13 protein-coding genes are annotated in these 18,960 nt (G+C 55.3%); 12 read left to right on the forward strand and 1 reads right to left on the reverse strand.

Annotated features, from left to right (window positions below; translation table 11 throughout):
* The first annotated feature begins 1 nt into the window (after nt 1).
* From EI969_RS22610 to EI969_RS22655, 10 genes are all read left to right on the forward strand, one after another.
* Complete coding sequence (locus tag EI969_RS22610) at nt 2-451, forward strand: very short patch repair endonuclease (protein WP_305989812.1); 450 nt, start codon at nt 2-4, stop codon at nt 449-451.
* Between the two features lie 221 nt (nt 452-672).
* Complete coding sequence (locus tag EI969_RS22615) at nt 673-894, forward strand: hypothetical protein (RefSeq protein ID WP_160389721.1); 222 nt, start codon at nt 673-675, stop codon at nt 892-894.
* Between the two features lie 27 nt (nt 895-921).
* Nucleotides 922-2,850: a hypothetical protein gene (locus EI969_RS22620; protein ID WP_160389722.1), complete on the forward strand. Its 1,929-nt coding sequence runs from the start codon at nt 922-924 to the stop codon at nt 2,848-2,850.
* Nucleotides 2,825-3,610 carry a hypothetical protein gene (locus EI969_RS22625; protein ID WP_160389723.1) on the forward strand — a complete coding sequence of 262 codons (786 nt, stop codon included), beginning with the start codon at nt 2,825-2,827 and terminating at the stop codon, nt 3,608-3,610. The genes EI969_RS22620 and EI969_RS22625 overlap by 26 nt, the downstream gene beginning before the upstream one ends.
* Entirely contained in the window at nt 3,607-4,356 is a 750-nt protein-coding gene (locus EI969_RS22630; protein WP_160389724.1) for a hypothetical protein, read from the forward strand. Before EI969_RS22625 ends, EI969_RS22630 begins: the two co-directional genes overlap by 4 nt.
* A gap of 644 nt (nt 4,357-5,000) precedes the next feature.
* Complete coding sequence (locus EI969_RS22635; protein WP_160389725.1) at nt 5,001-5,510, forward strand: Bro-N domain-containing protein; 510 nt, start codon at nt 5,001-5,003, stop codon at nt 5,508-5,510.
* Between the two features lie 687 nt (nt 5,511-6,197).
* On the forward strand, nt 6,198-8,072 hold the full coding sequence (locus EI969_RS22640) for a UvrD-helicase domain-containing protein (protein WP_160389726.1): 1,875 nt from the start codon (nt 6,198-6,200) through the stop codon (nt 8,070-8,072).
* Nucleotides 8,073-8,076: 4 nt separating this feature from the next.
* A complete protein-coding gene (locus EI969_RS22645) occupies nt 8,077-11,268 on the forward strand; it encodes a helicase-related protein (RefSeq protein WP_160389727.1) in 3,192 nt (1,063 codons plus the stop codon).
* Nucleotides 11,258-13,111, forward strand: coding sequence for a DUF1998 domain-containing protein (drmB, locus tag EI969_RS22650; RefSeq protein ID WP_160389728.1), 1,854 nt, complete (start codon nt 11,258-11,260; stop codon nt 13,109-13,111). The genes EI969_RS22645 and drmB overlap by 11 nt, the downstream gene beginning before the upstream one ends.
* Nucleotides 13,111-14,784 carry a nuclease-related domain-containing DEAD/DEAH box helicase gene (locus EI969_RS22655; RefSeq protein WP_160389729.1) on the forward strand — a complete coding sequence of 558 codons (1,674 nt, stop codon included), beginning with the start codon at nt 13,111-13,113 and terminating at the stop codon, nt 14,782-14,784. Before drmB ends, EI969_RS22655 begins: the two co-directional genes overlap by 1 nt.
* A 789-nt stretch (nt 14,785-15,573) precedes the next feature.
* Here EI969_RS22655 and EI969_RS22660 read toward each other — a convergent pair.
* Entirely contained in the window at nt 15,574-17,352 is a 1,779-nt protein-coding gene (locus EI969_RS22660) for a SulP family inorganic anion transporter (protein WP_160389730.1), read from the reverse strand.
* Between the two features lie 118 nt (nt 17,353-17,470).
* On the opposite strand from EI969_RS22660, the gene EI969_RS22665 reads away from it, so the two are divergent.
* Both EI969_RS22665 and EI969_RS22670 read left to right on the forward strand, forming a co-directional pair.
* Complete coding sequence (locus EI969_RS22665; RefSeq protein ID WP_160389731.1) at nt 17,471-18,436, forward strand: hypothetical protein; 966 nt, start codon at nt 17,471-17,473, stop codon at nt 18,434-18,436.
* 119 nt (nt 18,437-18,555) lie between these two features.
* Nucleotides 18,556-18,873, forward strand: a complete 318-nt coding sequence (locus tag EI969_RS22670) for a helix-turn-helix transcriptional regulator (protein ID WP_160389732.1) — start codon at nt 18,556-18,558, stop codon at nt 18,871-18,873.
* Nucleotides 18,874-18,960 lie beyond the last annotated feature (87 nt).

Raw genomic sequence — 18,960 nt, forward strand, 5'->3', positions numbered from 1 at the left:
GATGGCTGGCATCCGTGGTAGCGATACATCTCCGGAAATAAAAGTCCGGCGCATGCTGCATCGGTATGGTTTCAGGTATCGCTTGCATCAACGGAATCTACCTGGAAGACCCGATCTGGTGCTCTCGCGTTATCGGGTCTGTATTTTTGTTCACGGTTGCTTCTGGCACAGACACCCCGGCTGCCGATACGCGACCACTCCGAGAACCAATGACGAATTCTGGCGAACAAAGTTTGACCAGAACGTTGCCAGGGATGCCAAGAACAAGGAGAGTTTGTTGGCATCAGGGTGGCGCGTTTTCGAACTGTGGGAATGCGGCATACGTGGGCCGGAAGCCGAAATTATCTGGATCTTGGATGCGATCAGGGATTGTAATCAAAAATCCGTCTCTTGGCCTGACCTCTTTATGGGTAAAGCATCAGAAATTCGCAGGTCAGCTAAGCCAGACTGACAAAAAGCCTAGACGCCGATTCCTAATTTTCTCCGACTTAGCCTTCTCCCAAACGCCAAAAAATTTACGCCGCCCCTCCCTTCCCCCTAGCAAACGTCTTTTACAAGACGACTACCAGCAAACCGCCCACAAAAAAACTTGACGACTTAGCAAATATTTACTAAATATTTACTAAATATTCGAGAAAAACCTGATTTATTTGTAGGATATGTGAGACCTCAATGTCAGAAAAAAGAGAAAAATTCGTAAGGCTTGCAGAGCAACGTGTAAATCGTGCTCTCAACGACGTCCGTCTGATCGGAAACCTTTCCAACAGAAACGCCTACAGCTTTACCGACGAGGACGTAAAAAAGATCTTTAAGACTCTACAGAAGGAGCTGGACCAGGCCAAAGCGCGCTTCTCTGACGCTGAAAATGCCTCTGGTGGCGACTTCAAGCTGTAGCAGAAATTGATCTGGATCCACTACTAGTTGGGAGAGTTTATTGTGGTTCATTGGCAGTTCCGCCCGCTAAATCCGAACGAGACTTCGGGGTCTAGCATTTCAGACGACAATTTCGCGGACGAAGAGCGCACCAGCGTTGAAATTCTCGTCCGCGAAACTCTCCAGAATCCATTGGATGCGCGAAGCAGCGAAAGCGTCGTTCGCGTTGAATACAAGCTGGTCACGGTGGACTTAGCCACCACCAAGTTCGCTCGATCCATCTTCTCAGACGATTGGATCAAGCACTTCCGGGCCGGCGAACTGATAGAGAGCGATGCACTCCCTGCCGAGATGAGGTTTCTTGTCATCGAGGATTTCGGAACGACCGGTCTGGAGGGCTGCTACACGGACTCCTCATGTGAGGGCTCGACTGAAAATTGGAATGCATTCTGGTTCCGCGAAGGCGAAGGCGCGAAAACGACAAAATCCAATGGTGGGGCTGGTCAAGGAAAAATCACCTTGTACTTGGCTAGTAAGTTGAGAAGCGTTTTTGCCTTAACTAAGCGCAAATCAGATGGCGTCGACCTTCTCTTCGGCTGCTGCCGCTTCAAACGTAACTACAAGCTGCCCGACGACAATAGGCGCTGGGCAAAGGAAGCAAGGTGGGGAGCAATAAGTAACCCTAACGAACTGGCAGTCCCCGTCGACAGAACTCAGATGCTTGACGGAATTAAGGCCGAACTCGGATTAGCTAGGGGAGCAGAAGCCGGCACGACCTTCATTGTCCCTATGCCAGCAGAGGACATCACGGAAAAGGCGTTGCGCAATGCCGTGGTCAACGAGTTCTTTTTCGCCATCAATCGTGGTCGCCTAGTGGTGAAAGTCGGCAATGTTACATTGGATACGTCAAGTATTGCCGGCGTGGCGGATGACATGGGAGGGGATTGCCGGCTGATCAAGGGTTATCGAGAATTTCTCGCACTAACTGCGAGGGACGTAAATGTAGCGGCCACAGCCACAGCGAAGGATTCATGGTCGAGAGAAGCGAAGCTGACAGTTAGTGCATTCGAGGAGGCTGAGCTGACATCATTGAAGGAAAAATTTGGCACCTCCGAAATGGTTTCGGTGGATTTCCTCATCCCAGTCAAAAAGAAACAACCGAAAGAAACTTCAACCGCAAAGTTCCGCGTTTTCCTCCAGCAAGACGAAAACGCAGAGCAGAGCCAGGAGCTGTTCGTTCGACAAGACTTAGGAATCGACGGCGAAAAGAGATTGAAGGCGGCACGGACCATCGTTCCGGTGATGGCGCTTACCTTCATACAGGATCCCAAACTCTCTGATTTGCTAGTGGCAGCCGAAGAACCGACCCATCGCAACTGGAATGCTCGGCGGCCGAAGGTTGTGGCTCAGTACTTTTCGCCCAATGATGCGCTGAATGCGGTTCGCAACGCAGCGCTTCGACTAGTACAACTGATCTCACCGGAAGGCAAGAAGGATGAAACAGCCTTGGCGGTTTATTTCGCCGATCCGGCTTCCGAACCTGCCAAACGTTTAGGTGGTGGCGGAGTGACGCCGGAAACACCCAAGGGTGAGCAACAACCGCCGAAAGAAATTCCGAAGCCAAAATCCAAGCCTGTTGTACTCAAGATTCTCGATGACGGATTCGAGGTTCGTGCGAAAGCAGCAGAAGGAATCACTTTCCCGATTGATTGCAAGATTACTTTGGCCTACGCCACTGTGGTGGGTGACGCATTCAAGCTGTGGGATGCCGCCGACTTCTGGATCGGTGATGATTCGTTGTATCCACGTGAGCATTCAGGGATTTCCGAGCCTGCCACTGCACTAAATACGATGAGCTTCCGCTTGGACGATGAGAACTCTTGGCTGGCAGTTGACGGCTTTGATCTCAACCGACAGCTTGAAATCCGCGTGAAGTATCAGGAGGTGTCCGATGGGGCAAATAACGAGGACAACTAATCCCACCCGACTGAGGCAAATCGACAAGAAGCATTTCGTGGTACGAGTCAGAAATGATTCCTCTAACGGCAGAGTTTTCTGGCTGGACAGCTTCGATTATGGGGCGGCTGATCTTGATCCTTCCGTGCAACTGGGCTGCATCGTCCATGCTGGAAGTACAGAAGAATACTTCGAACTTGGCCCTTTGTCCGATTTCAAGAAAACGCCTACGAGCATCCGGGATATCGCCACCGACAAGCCGTTGAAGTTCAGGTTCATTTTTAACAGACCGGGCGAATCATTGCTCGTCGGATACACGGATGGTGTCAGGGCATTGGATGAGGCCGGAAATCTCGGCTCCAGCTTGGTGGACATCGAGCCCACCGATCTGCACGGCATAGCTTGGAAACTTGTACTTCCAGAGGGCAAGGGGGCCGGCGAAAAACCGAATGTGCTAGTGGAACGATCTTTGTTCCCCACCGCCGTTTCTGCAGTAAATCAACCTTGGTTTGGCGTTCTTGTTATGCCTGAAGTCATGCGCCAAGTTGCAATAGCAATAGCAAAAGACCCATCGGCACTCGATGACTCGGAAACTTGGATTGCAGCATGGGCGGACTTCATAGCCGCATTGGGTGCTAATCCTCCCATCGAGTTCGAGGAAGACGACATTCTAGCTCAAGAGGCTTGGGCCGATGACGTTGTCACGAGGTTCGCAGCAAAGGGAATTTTCAAACACCACATGGCTGTGGCTTTGGCAGAGATGGAAGGTGAACAGTCATGACGAGTCAGGTCCGATCACTGAGTGAAGTCGGCATCGCCAAGCTTGCAGCATGGATCGACAACCCTACCAGCGCAGCTCCAAAAGAGCTTTTGAAGGACGATACATTTACCGATGTTGTAGATGGTGAATACCAGATCGATTTGTCCAGAAACTTTTCAACCAGCTTCGAGCTGGGAGAATATTTGGCAAACCAAGTTTTTGTAGGCAACGTGGACCGATTTGCCCTCTTGTCGAATCATGGTATGTGGGCATGGATTTCGTTAGTTTTCATCGAAAGCTTGGTGAGTAAAAGTCGAGGCACTGGTGTAGGAAAGCCTTTGGCAAAACCGCACTACATCATGCAGTCTCCGCGACTAGCCTACCGCCTGGTTGCTCGAACTGCATGGGACCTGGTAAGTCTACATGGGGCGGCAGCCAAGGTTGCCTTGGGTTCCCTGAGATCACCATGGGGTGAAATGGCCGAACAGATGACGTCGCGCCAGGAAATCTACGCCCATCGAAGTTTTTGGCCGGTAGCCAATTCGCTCTACGCCATGCCTGATGGTTCGGTAAAAAAAGGGGTGACTTCTCAGCGCCTGAAGAAAGATCGCTGCGACCCGAAGAGCAAAGCCGGGTTAGGTGGCATCCGTCGCCTACCTTTCACCTTCAGACAATTCGAGCGCACTTACAATTTGCGTCAGATGGCCAGCGAGGAAATTGCGACACTGCTGCCGAGTGAGTACGTCAAGTGGCGTGCGGGAAGCTGATCAAACAATCCGAAACTGCGCACTCAAAAACAGATTCACCAGAAACTGGTTGTGCGCAGTTTCTCACATCGCACAGGAGTGCATGCGAGTCGATTTCTGGCAGAGCAAGCCTAGTGAAGAATACTGAAAGACATCTCAAAACCCAGCAAACACTAGGCAATTTATAGCTGGTGGGTGACCACTGGGAATGCCATACAAAAAACAGAGATTTCCTACGTCTTAAGATCCAATATACGTTCAATGTATGATGCCTAAGGCCTACATACCTTTTGCCTCAAAAGTTTGTCGTTTTTGTAGGGTTGACTATACAGCGTTGAGCCCCTAGGCTTTCGATTCGGCGCCTAAGAAACGCCTTAAACCAGAGCGGTCCTCCGCACCCGACAGTCATGCGGCTTTTTTTCGTCTGCGGTTTCTCTACGTCTGCGAAAAATCCCCGTTATGTCGGGAGTGGGCGAATACAAGACCCGAAAGGGGAATATGTCCGGCCCGTCTCTGGTGGGTTTCTTAGCTCCCGACACCCTTAACGAATGCCCTAAGAAAGCAGCCAGAGGTAATGGAAATGCCTGACTATCCGACCTTCACGATGAAGGTGAATCGCCGTACCCACAGATCCAGCCACGCGCTTCCGCTCCAGGAGGCACGCCATGCCTGAATCACTCAAGCCTACCCTTTTCACCCGTCACAACGTCAACCTGCACGCTCTTCTTCTAGAGAACCAGGCGTGGTTCTGCGCGCATGATCTAGGGCGGCTGATGGGTAAACACCTTGATGAACGTATGACGCGCAAACTCGATGCAGATCAGAGACAAATGATGTTCGTCGATGTTTATGGCGCTGCGAAAGAGCGCTTGATGGTGAGCGAGTCAGGTGCGTACGCGCTGCTGATTTATCACTACTACCCTGAGAATCGATTACTGCGGGAGTGGCTGACTCATCAGGTGGTACCAGCGCTGCGTGATGCACGGCCATCTGGAATGGTGGAGCGTCCGACGCTGAGTGTGCTTGATTGGCCGAAGATGTCACTCTGTATGCTGCATTGGCAGGATGAACCATGGATTCGGTTGCGGGATATGCCGTGTGTGTTGGCGGATGATCCGTTCAATCGGCGTGAGTCTTGGTGGAGGAAGGCATCGCGATTGATGCGCGGATTCTGATTTCGTCCATCTCAAAATCCGCTGTTTAATTTTCAGACAGCGGACTTTTTATTTCGCCCTGTCTTCAATGATCCCAATCCGTATTATCTGATGCACCGCATTTGCTTGTTTTGCGGGTATTGCACGGATCTGCCCACCCGTTTGCTTTCGACTTGAACTGTCATTCGCATCGGATTTGACCAGCACGTTTCGTAACTATGACCGGTAGAGAACGCCTCTGAGCTGCAGGCGGACATCGGTAGAAATCGGTCCAGTCCGCCAGCTCTCCACACAGTACCGCTACAAAGCGAACGGTTACAGCCAGCTATAGTGTCCGCCACAGACAGTATCAGCTAGGGCTGTCTAAGGTTCGATGACTCCCCCATCCAAGAAGGGCCTCTCTTTTTGGTTCAGAGCTCTAGCCTCGGGGCCATTCACCCCTCGGGAATACTCACCCGAAAACGCCCACCACTGAACCACCTCCTGCGCCCTTCTGTAGAGATTACGCAAAAAACAACTCTATAAGGCCTTTCTTAATGAAGGCATTTTGCCTGCAAATGCAATAAAATATGTTTTTTCTGGCCCTCCGCAAGCTAAAGTGATTTCAGAGAGGGCCAAAAAGACCGAATGCTGGTTGAAAGTAAGAGACCGCTCTTACTCCTCGCAACTGCAAGTGATCCTCGAGCTGAAGTAAGGAACTCTTTAGCCATGAATATTGCTGGAAATACGGTTCTTGATTCAGGCTGGGATGCAGAGCAGTTTCGGGTGATCGAGGGGAGTCCGGATGCCCGGGTCGTCGTCGAGGCGGGCCCCGGAACGGGAAAGACGGCTGTCGCTTGCGCGCGCCTCGCCTATTTGATTGCTCAAGAAGATCTTGAGCCCAGCAACACTTGGATGATCAGCTTCACGAGGGCTGCAGTAGCGGAGATTCGTGCGCGGCTGCACTCTTACGTTGGCGATGCTTCCTTTGCTATCAGGATTGCGACCATCGACTCGCATGCGTGGTCCATCCATTCCGGGCATGATCCGAGTGCCAGGCTGACTGGATCCTACGAGGAGAACATAGACCGAGTCATCGAGCTGTTGAAGACAGACCCAGATGTGGCAGACGAGCTGTCACAGATAGAACACGTCGTAATTGACGAGGCGCAAGACCTCGTTGGGCGGCGAGCGGATCTGATCGAGGCTCTAGTGGAGCGGCTGCCTTCGGACTGCGGGGTCACCGTTTTCTCCGACGAGGCCCAAGCAATCTATGGCTTTTCTGACAACAGCATCGAGCGCCGTAATGGGGATGGGGCCGAGCAAGGGCAGTCGTTGCTCGGCCGTTTGCGGTCCGAGAAAGTTCTGGGTTTCACAACACTGGTCCTGAAGGAGATTTATCGTACGTCCTCTCCTGGGCTTCGGAAAATTTTCTCGGAATTGCGCCACGATATCCTCGACAAAAAAAAACACCGCGACGGATTGCATGCCGAAACAGCGGACAGAATCCGAGAGTTGGCGGACCAGAGCGGGCTAAATTGGATCAATATGAAGGTTGCCGATTTCACCAGCGACGATCTTCTTCTATTCAGAACTCGTGCTGAAGTACTCATGGCGTCGCAGTTCTGTGAGCTTCCCCATCGGCTACGTCTATCAGGGTATGGCGGAACCCTGCCGGCATGGCTGGCGATCTGCTTTTTTGATTTCGTAGACCCATTCCTCGCAGAGCGGCATTTTCTCGACCTCTGGGCCTCGCGCATAGAGGGAAAGGCTGCGCCTCAGTATGGGCCTGTCGAAGCTTGGCGGCATCTCATGCGCGTCGCAGGACGTCAGGATGGGTCGATCGACATACAAAAACTGAGGCGGCGGCTAGGCCAGCCCCGGCCCCCGGTCGAGCTGACTCTCCCTGATTACGGCCTACAAGGGCCGATCGTAGGGACGATCCACGCGAGCAAGGGACGGGAGTCGAGCAATGTCGTTCTGCTGCTACCGAATGCTACGGAATTCGAGTGCATTGAGGATGAAGCCGAAGAGGCCCGCGTGCTTTTTGTCGGAGCTACGCGCGCGCGCGCATCCCTCATTGTTGGAGAGAGTAGCTCCCTCAGAGCGTCAACATTGCGATCGGGACGGGGTCATCGCTCGACGAGAAAACGCCAATCGGTGATGGTCGAGATTGGGCGAGACGGCGATATAACGTCGCGTGGTCTTGTCGGTTGTAACGAGTTCAGCGCAGCGGATGCATCGGCAAGCCAAGCTTTTCTAACCAGGGTCGCCGATGTTGTCACCACCTACAAGCTGGAAGCTGACCCCAATCTAGATTGGCGCTACAGGATCCATACCGATAGCGACAACCTCTGTGTTGGTGCACTGTCCCGCAACCTCACGCACGACCTCTGGGAGATACTTACGTACAGAAACCAGAAGCAAAGCCACAGGCCACCGAGCTACGTGAACCATGTGAGAGGTCAGGGCTGTGAAACGATCGTTCTGGGCCCAGACGACAGTGATCTCGAAACCCTTCATGAGCCTTGGGCCTCCTCTGGTTTCGTACTCGCACCGAGAATCGCGGCGTTCCCCCCCTTCTACTTTCATGGCCGGAGGTAGCGCCATGCAGGACAAATCGCAGGACAGAGATATCGTTGCTATTAGACTTGCCGAGGATTTGGTCGGGCCACGTACAGAGGGTGAAAAACTAACGACACGTCCATCCGATGTCTATCTCACCGGCATCCTATGGCCCCAGCACACGGCAATGTTCGGGGAAGATGATGAGAGACTTGGATCTGCGGGGGTCGGTTCGGGCGAGGAGAGCGACGGTGAGGCCGAAGTAGTCAGAACTGGGTCTCTTCAGAAGCCATCCGTTGCAGGCATATCGTTCAGCGTTGCTTCCATCGGCACACCACAAGTACGGGTCATCTGTAGCTTCGCTACGTACCGGATCGAAAAGCTCGACGATGTCGATATTTGGGTTCGACAGCCACATATAGTCGATATTCCAAGTCTCGATTTATCGGCAGGCCCAACGCGGAAGATAGCGCTTGCAGCGCTCTGCAAGGGGCTACCCGATGTCTCGCTCAATGTCCGATCCATCAATGCAGGGAACGCCGTCTTAGCTACTCTGACGCTCGTGAATTCGGTCGTGCCAGAACAGGGCCGAAACGAGATCGAAGCCGCATCGCTATTCCAGACAGAGCTTCGCATTGAGCCCTGCGAGGGCACTCTTTTAGTACCGAAGCCCCCTATGCGTGTCATCTCGCTGCCTCAAGTAAAAAGCGGTAGGACCAGCTCTATCAGCGACGAGGAAAGCGGAGCACTGCTGTACAGGAATGTGGCCGAGTTCGCTGTCGGGCACGTCTGCTCGGCCGAATGGGAGCATGACAACCATGCAGCCGATGTTCGACCCTGTGCACTATGGGTGGGAACGACGTGGGTCCCCTCCGCTATTGTCGAGAGCGTCGACCCGAATGGTCATGTCTTCTTTACCGAGCTTGGAAAAGAGCACGGAGCCTTCGATCCGCTTTCGGCCGAATCTCTGGCTTCCGCCGACAGAACGACGCTCCAGCAGGGACTGCAACTCTTTTGTGATACCTACGAGCGTTGGATAGGAGTGCAGCGCGAGCGACTCGATAGTGTGATGGAGGTGAGCTCCGAGCTGAAGTATATAGCTGAGGCACATCTTGCCCGATGTGATGAGGCGCTTGAACGCATCTCAGCATCTGTTCTCGAACTCCACACTAATCCGCGACTTCAGAGAGCATTTCAGCTGGCGAATCTCGCTATGCACTTGCAGCACTCGTGGGACAGCTCAAAGAGCCAACACGGTCCTTTGCGCTGGCGTCCTTTTCAGCTGGGCTTTCTTCTGCTGAGTGCACCGTCCTCGGTTATCCGCGAACACAAGCATCGAGGAATCATGGATCTCCTTTGGTTCCCCACCGGGGGAGGCAAGACCGAGGCCTATCTCGCACTGATCGCATGCATTGCTGTATATCGTCGGCTCTCCGATGACCCGGCTGACCATGGTGGTGTCTGTGCCCTCATGCGCTACACACTACGACTGCTGACGACACAGCAGTTCGCACGGTCGGCGGCCATGATCTTGGCATTAGAGGCGATACGTTCTGGCCGGGCGGCATCTCCTGATGGCTTGCCACTTCAAGGTGATGCGCCATTCTCGATTGGCCTTTGGGTCGGAGGAGATGCAACCCCCAACAAGCGCGCAGATGCATTTGCTTCTCTTCGAGGGGCATTGGAGGTGGCATCACCGAAGCAGCTCACTTGCTGCCCCGCATGTGGCGAGAAGCTGCAATGGTCGATGGCGAGTGCAACCTCGCCCGTTGACGCCGAATGCACGAATAGTTCGTGCAAGATACGCGGAATATTGCCCGTCTTTACAGTAGACGATGACGTCTACGAAAACCGGCCGACGTTGTTGATCGGAACTGCCGACAAGTTCGCACAGATCGTCCGCGAGAAGAGAACCAATAGACTGTTCAGTATTTCAGACGGATCTCCACCTGATCTCATCATCCAGGACGAGCTGCATCTTATCTCCGGTCCTCTCGGAACTATCGCTGGTTTGTATGAGACAGCATTCGACTTGCTATTCGCCGCGCGCGGATATCGCGCAAAGGTCATCGGCTCTACAGCAACAATCCGTAGGGCGTCAGAGCAAGTGCTGGCACTGTTCGATCGTGAAGCATTCCAGTTCCCCCCGCCAGCAATTGATCACGACGACTCCGGCTTTGCAGTTCGTGATCGGCGGCCGAAAGCGGTGGGAAGACGCTATCTTGGTATCACTACGGCCGGTAGATCGGCAAAGTTCACCCTGCAGGCCGTCGCAGGCTCATTGTTGCAAACTGCTTCCGCGGCATTCAGCGATGATGTTCGCCGAGATGCCTACTGGACGCTCGTCGGGTACTTCAACTCAATTCGTGAGCTTGGTGGCGCGCTTGTCCTCATGCAGGACGACGTTACTGACAGTATCGCGCTCTACGCTAACGCACGCAGCGAAGAGAAAAGATCCCTCAGGAACGTTGAGGAGCTGACTTCCAGAAGAACACAGGAAGAAATCCGCGAGATGTTAGACGTCCTAGACATTAAAGTCGGGCTTCCTGGTGCAGTCGATGCGGTATTAGCGACGAATATGGTCAGTGTTGGCGTGGACATCTCCCGGCTAGGACTGATGCTGGTCAACGGGCAGCCCAAGACAATTGCCGAATATATCCAGTCCACCAGCCGCGTCGGTCGAGGTGAGGTGAGCGGGCTTGTAGTCTCTGTGCTCAACAACGCCAAAGCACGTGACCGTTCACATTACGAGACGTTCTGCAGCTGGCATCGCACACTCTACAGGGATGTAGAGGCAACGAGCGTCACCCCATTCGCCTCACGGGCTCGCGACAGGGCATTGCATGCAGCGCTAGTGGCTGCTGTACGTCATCTTGTTGTCGACATGCTCGACTCTCCTCGAATGGATGATGATGCAGAGGACGAGGCTATGGATCTCATCGACCTGATCGTCGAGCGCGCGAAGCGGGTCGATCCCGAGGAGACGGCCGTAAGGGAAGAGCTTGAGCGCCGTCTTGACACATGGCGAACAAGATCCCCTGCGGTGTACTGGAGCGACTACAAGGGAGGGGGTTCTCTTCTCCAGAGTGCAGAGCGGGCCGCGGCTCGTCGGGCTGCCAACCGCGAAACGGGAGCTGCTTGGCCAACCCTCAACTCCATGCGGACCGTGGAAGCTGGAACCCCTTTCAGGATGGCCCCTGTTCTCAGGGCAAAGGATGACACGCATGAAGAATGAACTTCAGGATCTGCGACGCAGCGCAGTTGTTTCAACTTTCGGCCCAGGCTCAGTTGTAGACTTCAGGGCTGGTGGAGGAGCTGTTTCGGGCATAGCTGCTGGACTGGAGGAGTGGGATCGCTCGTTTCCTCCTGCAGGACTGGCCCACCCACAGGTGACCCGCGAGCCACGCTTACAGAAGAAGCTTGGTGTTAAAGGTTTCAGGACTCCCCCTGTCACGTTTGAGCGGAGGAAAGATGACGGACCAGATACCAGGCGTCTTGTCGCCGTGCGTTTTCCGAAATGGCTGCAATGTCCGCGCTGCGATATCGTCAAGCCGGAACGCCGATGGGCAAACGATCCGGGCGAGGCCTATCGCTACTGTCCGACCTGCACCGAAAAGTCTCCTGGACGCGACAAGGTCTTCGTCATCCCGGTTCGCTTTGTCATGGCCTGCAAGCATGGTCACTTAGACGAGTTTCCTTGGGACTGGTGGGTGGCGCACAAGTCGGAGTGCTCGACTTTGAAGCGTGATAATCCGGAACGCCATCCCGGTCTTATACTTCGAGCGGAAAGCCCAGGACTTGCCGGTCTCATCCTCAGTTGTCCGAAATGTGGTGCGCGTCGGTCGATGGACGGCATTTTCTCGAAACAAACCTGGAAGCAAGGTCCGAAATGTCGGGGGAATCGACCATGGCTGAGCGACGGCTACGAAACATGCGACAGGGAGCAGTATGCCGTTCAGCGAGGTGCCTCCAATCTGTACTTTGCGGTGACAGAGTCAGCCCTCAGCATCCCGCCTTGGTCTGACCGTCTCCAGGAAGTTCTAGGTGAATGGTGGAGTTCTCTTACGAATCTTGATGACCCGTCGAGGTTGGAGGAGTACATCGGGATCCTTGCCATGGGTGATCTGGAAAGCATTCTGCGGGAACTGAAGATGTCGCCCGCGGAGTTGGCAGATGCGATCCGGATCCGCCTCACGTCGTACGAACAGTTGCAAACCGACGACCTGCGTCCGGCAGAATATCGGCAGTTCGTCACCGAACTCGGTCGCAGCCGGACCTCCGACTTCGAAACCCGTAGAGAAGCTGTATCCCCAGAAATAGCTCCCTGGATCTCCCGAGTGGTGCGGGCTGTGCGCCTCCGCGAGGTCCGTGCAATCAAAGGGTTCACCCGGATCAACCCGCCGGGCGACCCGGACTCGCCCGAAGTGGCACGGCTCTCCAAGGTTCCGCTTGATTGGCTACCGGCGATCGAGGTACGTGGTGAAGGCATCTTCCTTGCGCTGAATGAAAAGCGGCTGTCCGATTGGGAGAATCGACTGGATGTCAGTGCACGTGCATCCGAGTGCGAGGCTAAGCACCAAGCGAACTGGAAGGAACGGTACGGAGACGACGCAAAGCCACCTCAGGAAATCACCCCGCGATACATGCTGTGCCACACCCTCGCGCACGCTCTTATGCGCCAACTGACTCTGGAGTGCGGCTACTCCTCCGCATCGCTGCAGGAGAGGATTTATGCCGGGATTGGTGATGAGCGCATGGCCGGGCTTCTGATTTATACCGCGACACCAGACTCGGACGGAACTCTTGGTGGTCTTGAGCGGCAAGGAAAGGCAGGCCGCATCGAAGGCATTCTGCAGCGTGCAATCGACGCGATCGAGTGGTGCTCATCCGATCCACTCTGCATCACGGATATGATGGGGGCGATCAACAGCTATTCACACTCAGTTTGCCACGCCTGCTGTCTTGCTCCGGAGACATCATGCGAAGCTTTCAACAGCTTCCTTGACCGCGCTCTCTTGATCGGTGATGGGACAGATTCGGGACTTGGATATTTCGAACACATGCTGAGGAGAGGCTGATGGCGGTGCTCTGGCCAAGGAGTTTGCCACGTTCGGTACTGGACGATTCGAAGCGCTGGGCCGAGGTTCAGGTTTACAACCGCCTCGCCGAAGTTCTCGACGACACTTTCCATGTCTTTTACTCGAGTCCTTGGCTGGGGACCGATAGGTTGGGAAATGAAAAGGACGGCGAATGCGACTTCCTGATCGCACACTCCCGCTACGGTATCCTCGCGATCGAGGTCAAAGGGGGGAGGGAAATCTCGTTCGACCCGATGGATGCTCAGTGGCGCAGTACAGATCACCGTGGCTTCGTTCACAAGATCAAAGACCCGGTGTCGCAGGCACGTAGTGCAAAGCATGAGATTCTGAAGCGCCTCAAGGAATCAATGAGAGGTACAAAGCGTGTGATACATGCTGCTCATGGGGTTATTTTCCCAAGTGCTGGATCACCTCGTGGCAATCTCGGCGCTGATCGCCCGGCTTTTATATTCTGTTGTTCAAATCAGTTTCAGCGAGGTCTGCATGAGTGGATCGCAGATAGGCTGAAAGAAGGGCAGCTACCTGATAACTATGATTCTCTCGGTCGCGACGGTATAGCGGCGCTGGAGAGATTGCTGGCACATCCCTTCACCCTGAGTTTCCGCATCGGTGCCGCACTTGCTGAAGCTGAAGGAACGTTCCGCGTCCTTGAGCCCTCCCAGTACCATATCCTCGATGTCATCGCCGATATCCCGCGGGCACTAATTCAGGGTGGTGCAGGCACAGGCAAAACTGTAGTGGCGATCGAGGAAGCGCTGCGCTCCGCCGCTACTGGCAAGAAGACACTTCTGACTTGTTACAGTCGCCCGTTGGGAATTGTCCTTGAACGAAGACTGAAAGCCGTAGCGAACCTAACGGTCGCAAGCTTTCACATGCTGTGCGGGCGCATGGCAGGTCAGGCAGGAGTCCAGACACCTACCGGCATCAGCGAAAGGGAACTCTATGAGAACGTGCTGCCTGATGCCCTCTACAGTGCGATGGAAATCAAGCCTGCGCTTAAGTGGGACACGATCATTGTTGATGAAGGCCAGGACTTCCGTGCCGAATGGTGGATCGCGATCGATGCCTGCCTGAACAGCAATGGTCACCTCCGTGTTTTCATGGATAGCAATCAGAATGTCTACGACAGCGTAGGGAATGGCATTCATGATCTGAGCGTAATTCCCGTTCGGCTTTCCCGAAATCTTCGCAACACAAAGAAAATCCATGAGGCCGCTTCGGTGCATTATTCGGGCCACGAGATAATTGCCGATGGGCCCGACGGCCTCGAGGTTTCTTGGATCAACGCTGATAATCCTGGGGCGAAAATTGAAGCTGCGTACAGGGAGCTTCGACGGCTCATAAATAAGGAGGAAGTGGTTCCGGGTGACATAGCAGTTCTTGTCAACGGACCCACCGGCCGGACGAGCTTTCTCGAAAAAAGCTTCGGGACAAATATTCCGTTTACAGACGCCGAAACACTGGTGCTCGAAGATGTAGTTGTCGATACCGTACGGAGGTTTAAAGGGCTGGAACGGCCGGCAATAATTCTCATTGTCAGCGGCGACGAAATGGAGCGTCGCGAACTGGCTTATGTCGCGTTCTCGAGAGCACGGGCCTATTTGTGCGTTGTGTGTTCCGAAAATGACGCACGGTGGCTTTCAGAAAAGTAAAAACACAATGACTAACGTACCACCATTCGGTTTTCGTACGTAACAACACTGAATAGGCTCCGTATCCCCTGAAACCTCCGAGGCCCACCAAGAGACGCCATGCGAATGGCCCCTGATACTAGGACATATTGGGGTGTCCACTTTGGGCTGATTTTTGCCTATCGCCACCGGCAGTTATGGGTAGTTCTCTGCCCGTCATGGTTACGAAACATGCTGGTGGAATCCGATTCAATCGGTGGGCAGATCGAACGCAACAAGCGGTCAAGTGGAGTGCAATTTCGCATTGGAGCCACTGCGTGACCCAACGGGGATAAATCCCCTCGCCACAGCTTGGTGGTTGGCTTGAGAGAGGTGGTGATTGTGGGCATCGCAAACTGGCAAGTTCACACAAGTTTGGTGGGTAGTCATTGATTTGCAGCGTATTGAAGGCAGTGCAACCCGCCCGCCTCCCGCTATTAATGCCCTTCCCCGCGTGAGCCCAAGCCCACCATGAAATTCGACCTCGTCCGCTGCCTAAGTCTCGACGAAAAAACTGCCGGTTTCGGTGTGAGCGCCAATCCTGCGGGAACCAGTTCCGATACGGCCCACAGCTCTGCGGATACTGCCCTGTACCATGCAAAACGCTCAGGCCGAAACAGTGTAGATGTGGCAGACGAGCAATACTGCTGAGGTACCTCCTACATTGACGCTGTATCTGAGAAGCGCGAATCGGCTCCCGCCGGATTTGCACTTGATCAAGGCGATTGAGTGCGCCCCAACCGCCCTCCCAGCGCTTCAGCCAGTCGCCGCTCAGCGCTGCACCTCCCCCTCCACATAATCCACCCGATAATTCGCCACATAACTATCCACCGCCGTCCCAATCGTAGGAAAAAACGCCGTCTCCCCCAATCTTGCAAACAACCCAAACCGCTTCAGCTTGTCCTTCACCGGATCCTTCATCTCGGCAAAGCACAACTCGATCCCCGCCGCATGCAACCTGTCATCCAGTTCGGCCAACATGTCGGCAGACGTCACATCGACACTGGTGACCGGTTCTGCGGCGACCACCAGCCAGCGCACAGGCGTGGGTGATGCCGCCACGGCGTCCAGCGCGCGGTCGCTGAACAGTTCGGCGTTGGCGAAGAACAAGGGGGCGTCCCAGCGGAACAGGACCAGGCCGGGGATCAGGCGTGCGTCGGGGTAGCGTTTGATGTCGTGGTAGCCCTTGACGCCGTCGGCGCGGCCCAATACTGCGGAGTACGGGCGCCAGGCGTCCCAGAGGAATTCGATGATCGCGATCACGATGGCCAGGCCGATGCCTTCGATCGCGCCGAACACGGCCACGCCGACGGTGCAGACGATCGACAGCCAGCATTCCCAGCGCTGGATGCGATAGATCCGGCGCAGGTCGGTGATTTCGATCAGGCCAATGGCCGAGGCGATCACGACGGCCGCCAGGGCGCTGGACGGCAGGTGTTGCAGCAGGTTGGGTGCCACCACCAACAGCAAGGCGACCGCCAGTGCGCCGACGACGCCGGTCATTTGGGTTTTGGCGCCGGCGGCCTCGGCCACGGGCGTGCGTGACGAGCTGCTGCTTATCGGGAAGCCCTGGAAAAAACCGGCGGCGAGGTTGGCGATGCCGAGGCCGACCATTTCCTGGTTCGGGTTGACGTAGGTTCGGGTGCGCGCCGCATAGACGCGCGAGAGCACGCTGGTGTCGGCGAACGAGACCAGTGCGACGGCGCATCCGCCGATCAACACCGGGACGATGTCGGCGCGGGTGATCCAGGGGATGGCGAAGCCGGGCAAGCCTTGCGGGAGCGAACCGAGGACCGACACACCGGCGCGTGTCGCGAGGTCGAGGACACCGACGGCGACTGTCGCGCCCACCACGGCGATCAGGATGCCCGGCAGGCGCGGCCATCGTTTGAGCAGCAGGATCACCGCCAGCGTGAGGCCGCCCACCATGAAGGTGATCCAGTTGATCTTTCCCTCCGTCAGCGCCGAGACAATGGCCGCTATGTTTCTCAAGGGGCCGTCGGATTCAATCGAAAAACCGAACAGCTTGGGCAACTGGCTAATCAATACGGTCAGTGCGATGCCGTTCATGTAGCCGTAGCGGATCGGTTTGGACAGCAGCTCGGTGATGAAACCCAGGCGCGCCATACCGGCCAGGATACATACCGCTCCCGAGACGATCGCCATCATTCCCGCAAGGGCGACGGCGCGCTGCGGGTCGCCGCCGGAGAGTGGAATGATGACGGCTAGGATGACGGCCACCAGGGAGGAGTCCGGTCCCATCACCAGAATGCGGCTGGGGCCGAACAAGGCATAGAACAGCAGCGGAACGATGGTCGCGTAGAGGCCATAAATGCCGGGCACGCCCGACGCCACCGCATAGGCGATACCGACGGGCACCAGCATGGTGGTCAGCACCAGGCCGGCGACGATGTCGTCACGCAACCATGCCCATTGGTATTCGCGCAGCACGCCCAGCCCCGGTAGCCAGCGGCGCCAACCGTGCCGTTCATCCCGGCGGGCTATGCGGCCCGGTTCCGGTAGAGGGGGCGAAGCATCTGAGTGGCTCATAAACCGCCCTGTTTGATGGACGATGCAGACTCGGCGATATCGAAGTGATCTCATTGTAGCCCTTGCTTCGAATGCGCCATCACTGGAAGCTGGTCACCTAATGGATTTGGAACCCGACATGAAATTCGACCTCGCCTACTGCCTCAGCCTCGACGAAAAGCTGTCGATCTATGACGTTCGGGATCTGAATTTCGACGAGACGATGGCGTTCGATTCGGCGAAGGAGCATTTCCAGTGCCCGAACGATGCCTGCCGTCTGGCGTTCGATGCGACCAATGAGTTGGGCACGTTCAACGCCAGGAATGTGAATTACGTGCGCACGCCGCACTTCAAGAACCTGCCGAGTACCCGGCATGTCGAGGGCTGCCCTTATGTCAGCTTGAAGACACCGGCGCCAGGTGTGGATGAGGCGGAAACGGATGATAGTCGCGAGGAAAACTTTCCGTCGGAATTGTTACTGAGCCGGCGTGAGTATGTGCGCAAGCCCAGCGTACCGGAGGTGATTGCGGATGGCGCCCGGGATGAGCCGATGGCACCCAGGGCGGCCAGCCATGTCGAGCAACCGAGCCGGGATTCGACACCGGACAAGACCAGCGTCTTCGCCCATCCGGTGGAATGCTTCGTTTCAAACTTCGACGACAAGGATTTGCTCAAGCGCGTGCCGCTGAAGATTGGCGAGCACACCGCGCCTTACGGGTCGTTTTTCAAGAAGATCGAATACCTGCAGGACAACAAGGGGCTGATTTACTGGGGCAAGGTCAAGGAGATCAAGGACTACACCCAGAGCTTTCGCATCGATTTCGAGAAGAAGGTCTGGTTCGAGAAGAAGCCTTACTCGGTCAACGTCTACCTGAGCAAGAAACTCATCGACAGCTACCGCAAGCGCAAGGCGTTCCTTGAGGAGATCAAGCATGCCATCGAGAGCGGGCGGGAGTTGTATTGCTTCTTTTATGGCGTGACGCCCGAGCTGAAGCAGGTGCCGAGCAAGAAAAACCCCGAGCAGACGTTCGGGGTGTTCAGCGCCAACATCGAGAATCTGGATCACTTTATCGTGCGGGAGGCGCCGGGGTTGGCGGACAAATAAGGGCAGTGCCGTTCGTCTGCCTGAAAAGACAAATCAAAAAATGCATTTGATCCGGGCTCAAAACAACTGTACAAAAACACAGTATATTTTGACCAACACTCTCGAGCCCGGAGAACACCATGGCCTCTCAAGCGATGAAAATCACCCTGGAACGTATCGCCCTCTTCCAATTCACCCCGGCCCACTGCGCCCAGGCCCGAGCGATGCTGGGCTGGAGTGTGGAAGAGCTGTCGCGGGAATCCCGGGTCTCGGTACAGGCCATTCAACGTTTCGAGGCGCGCCAGGAGGTGCTGGATGTCACGCGCCTGGCGTTGGCCTATCGGCTCGAGGCCGAAGGGTTGGTGTTTTTCCCGGGGTTCGCGCCGGGTCGGGGGATGAATGTGAAAGGGTCAACGCCGAATCCGGTGGGGCGGGCGGATTTTGCGATGGTGGAGTGAGCCGATTCATCGGTTGACGATAAATGGCCTTCTGTAGGAGCGAGCTTGCTCGCGATGGACTAAAGGACAACCTGTTTAGTCAGGAAA

Source organism: Pseudomonas sp. PB101, from assembly GCF_009764265.1.
In the GTDB taxonomy this organism is placed as follows: domain Bacteria; phylum Pseudomonadota; class Gammaproteobacteria; order Pseudomonadales; family Pseudomonadaceae; genus Aquipseudomonas.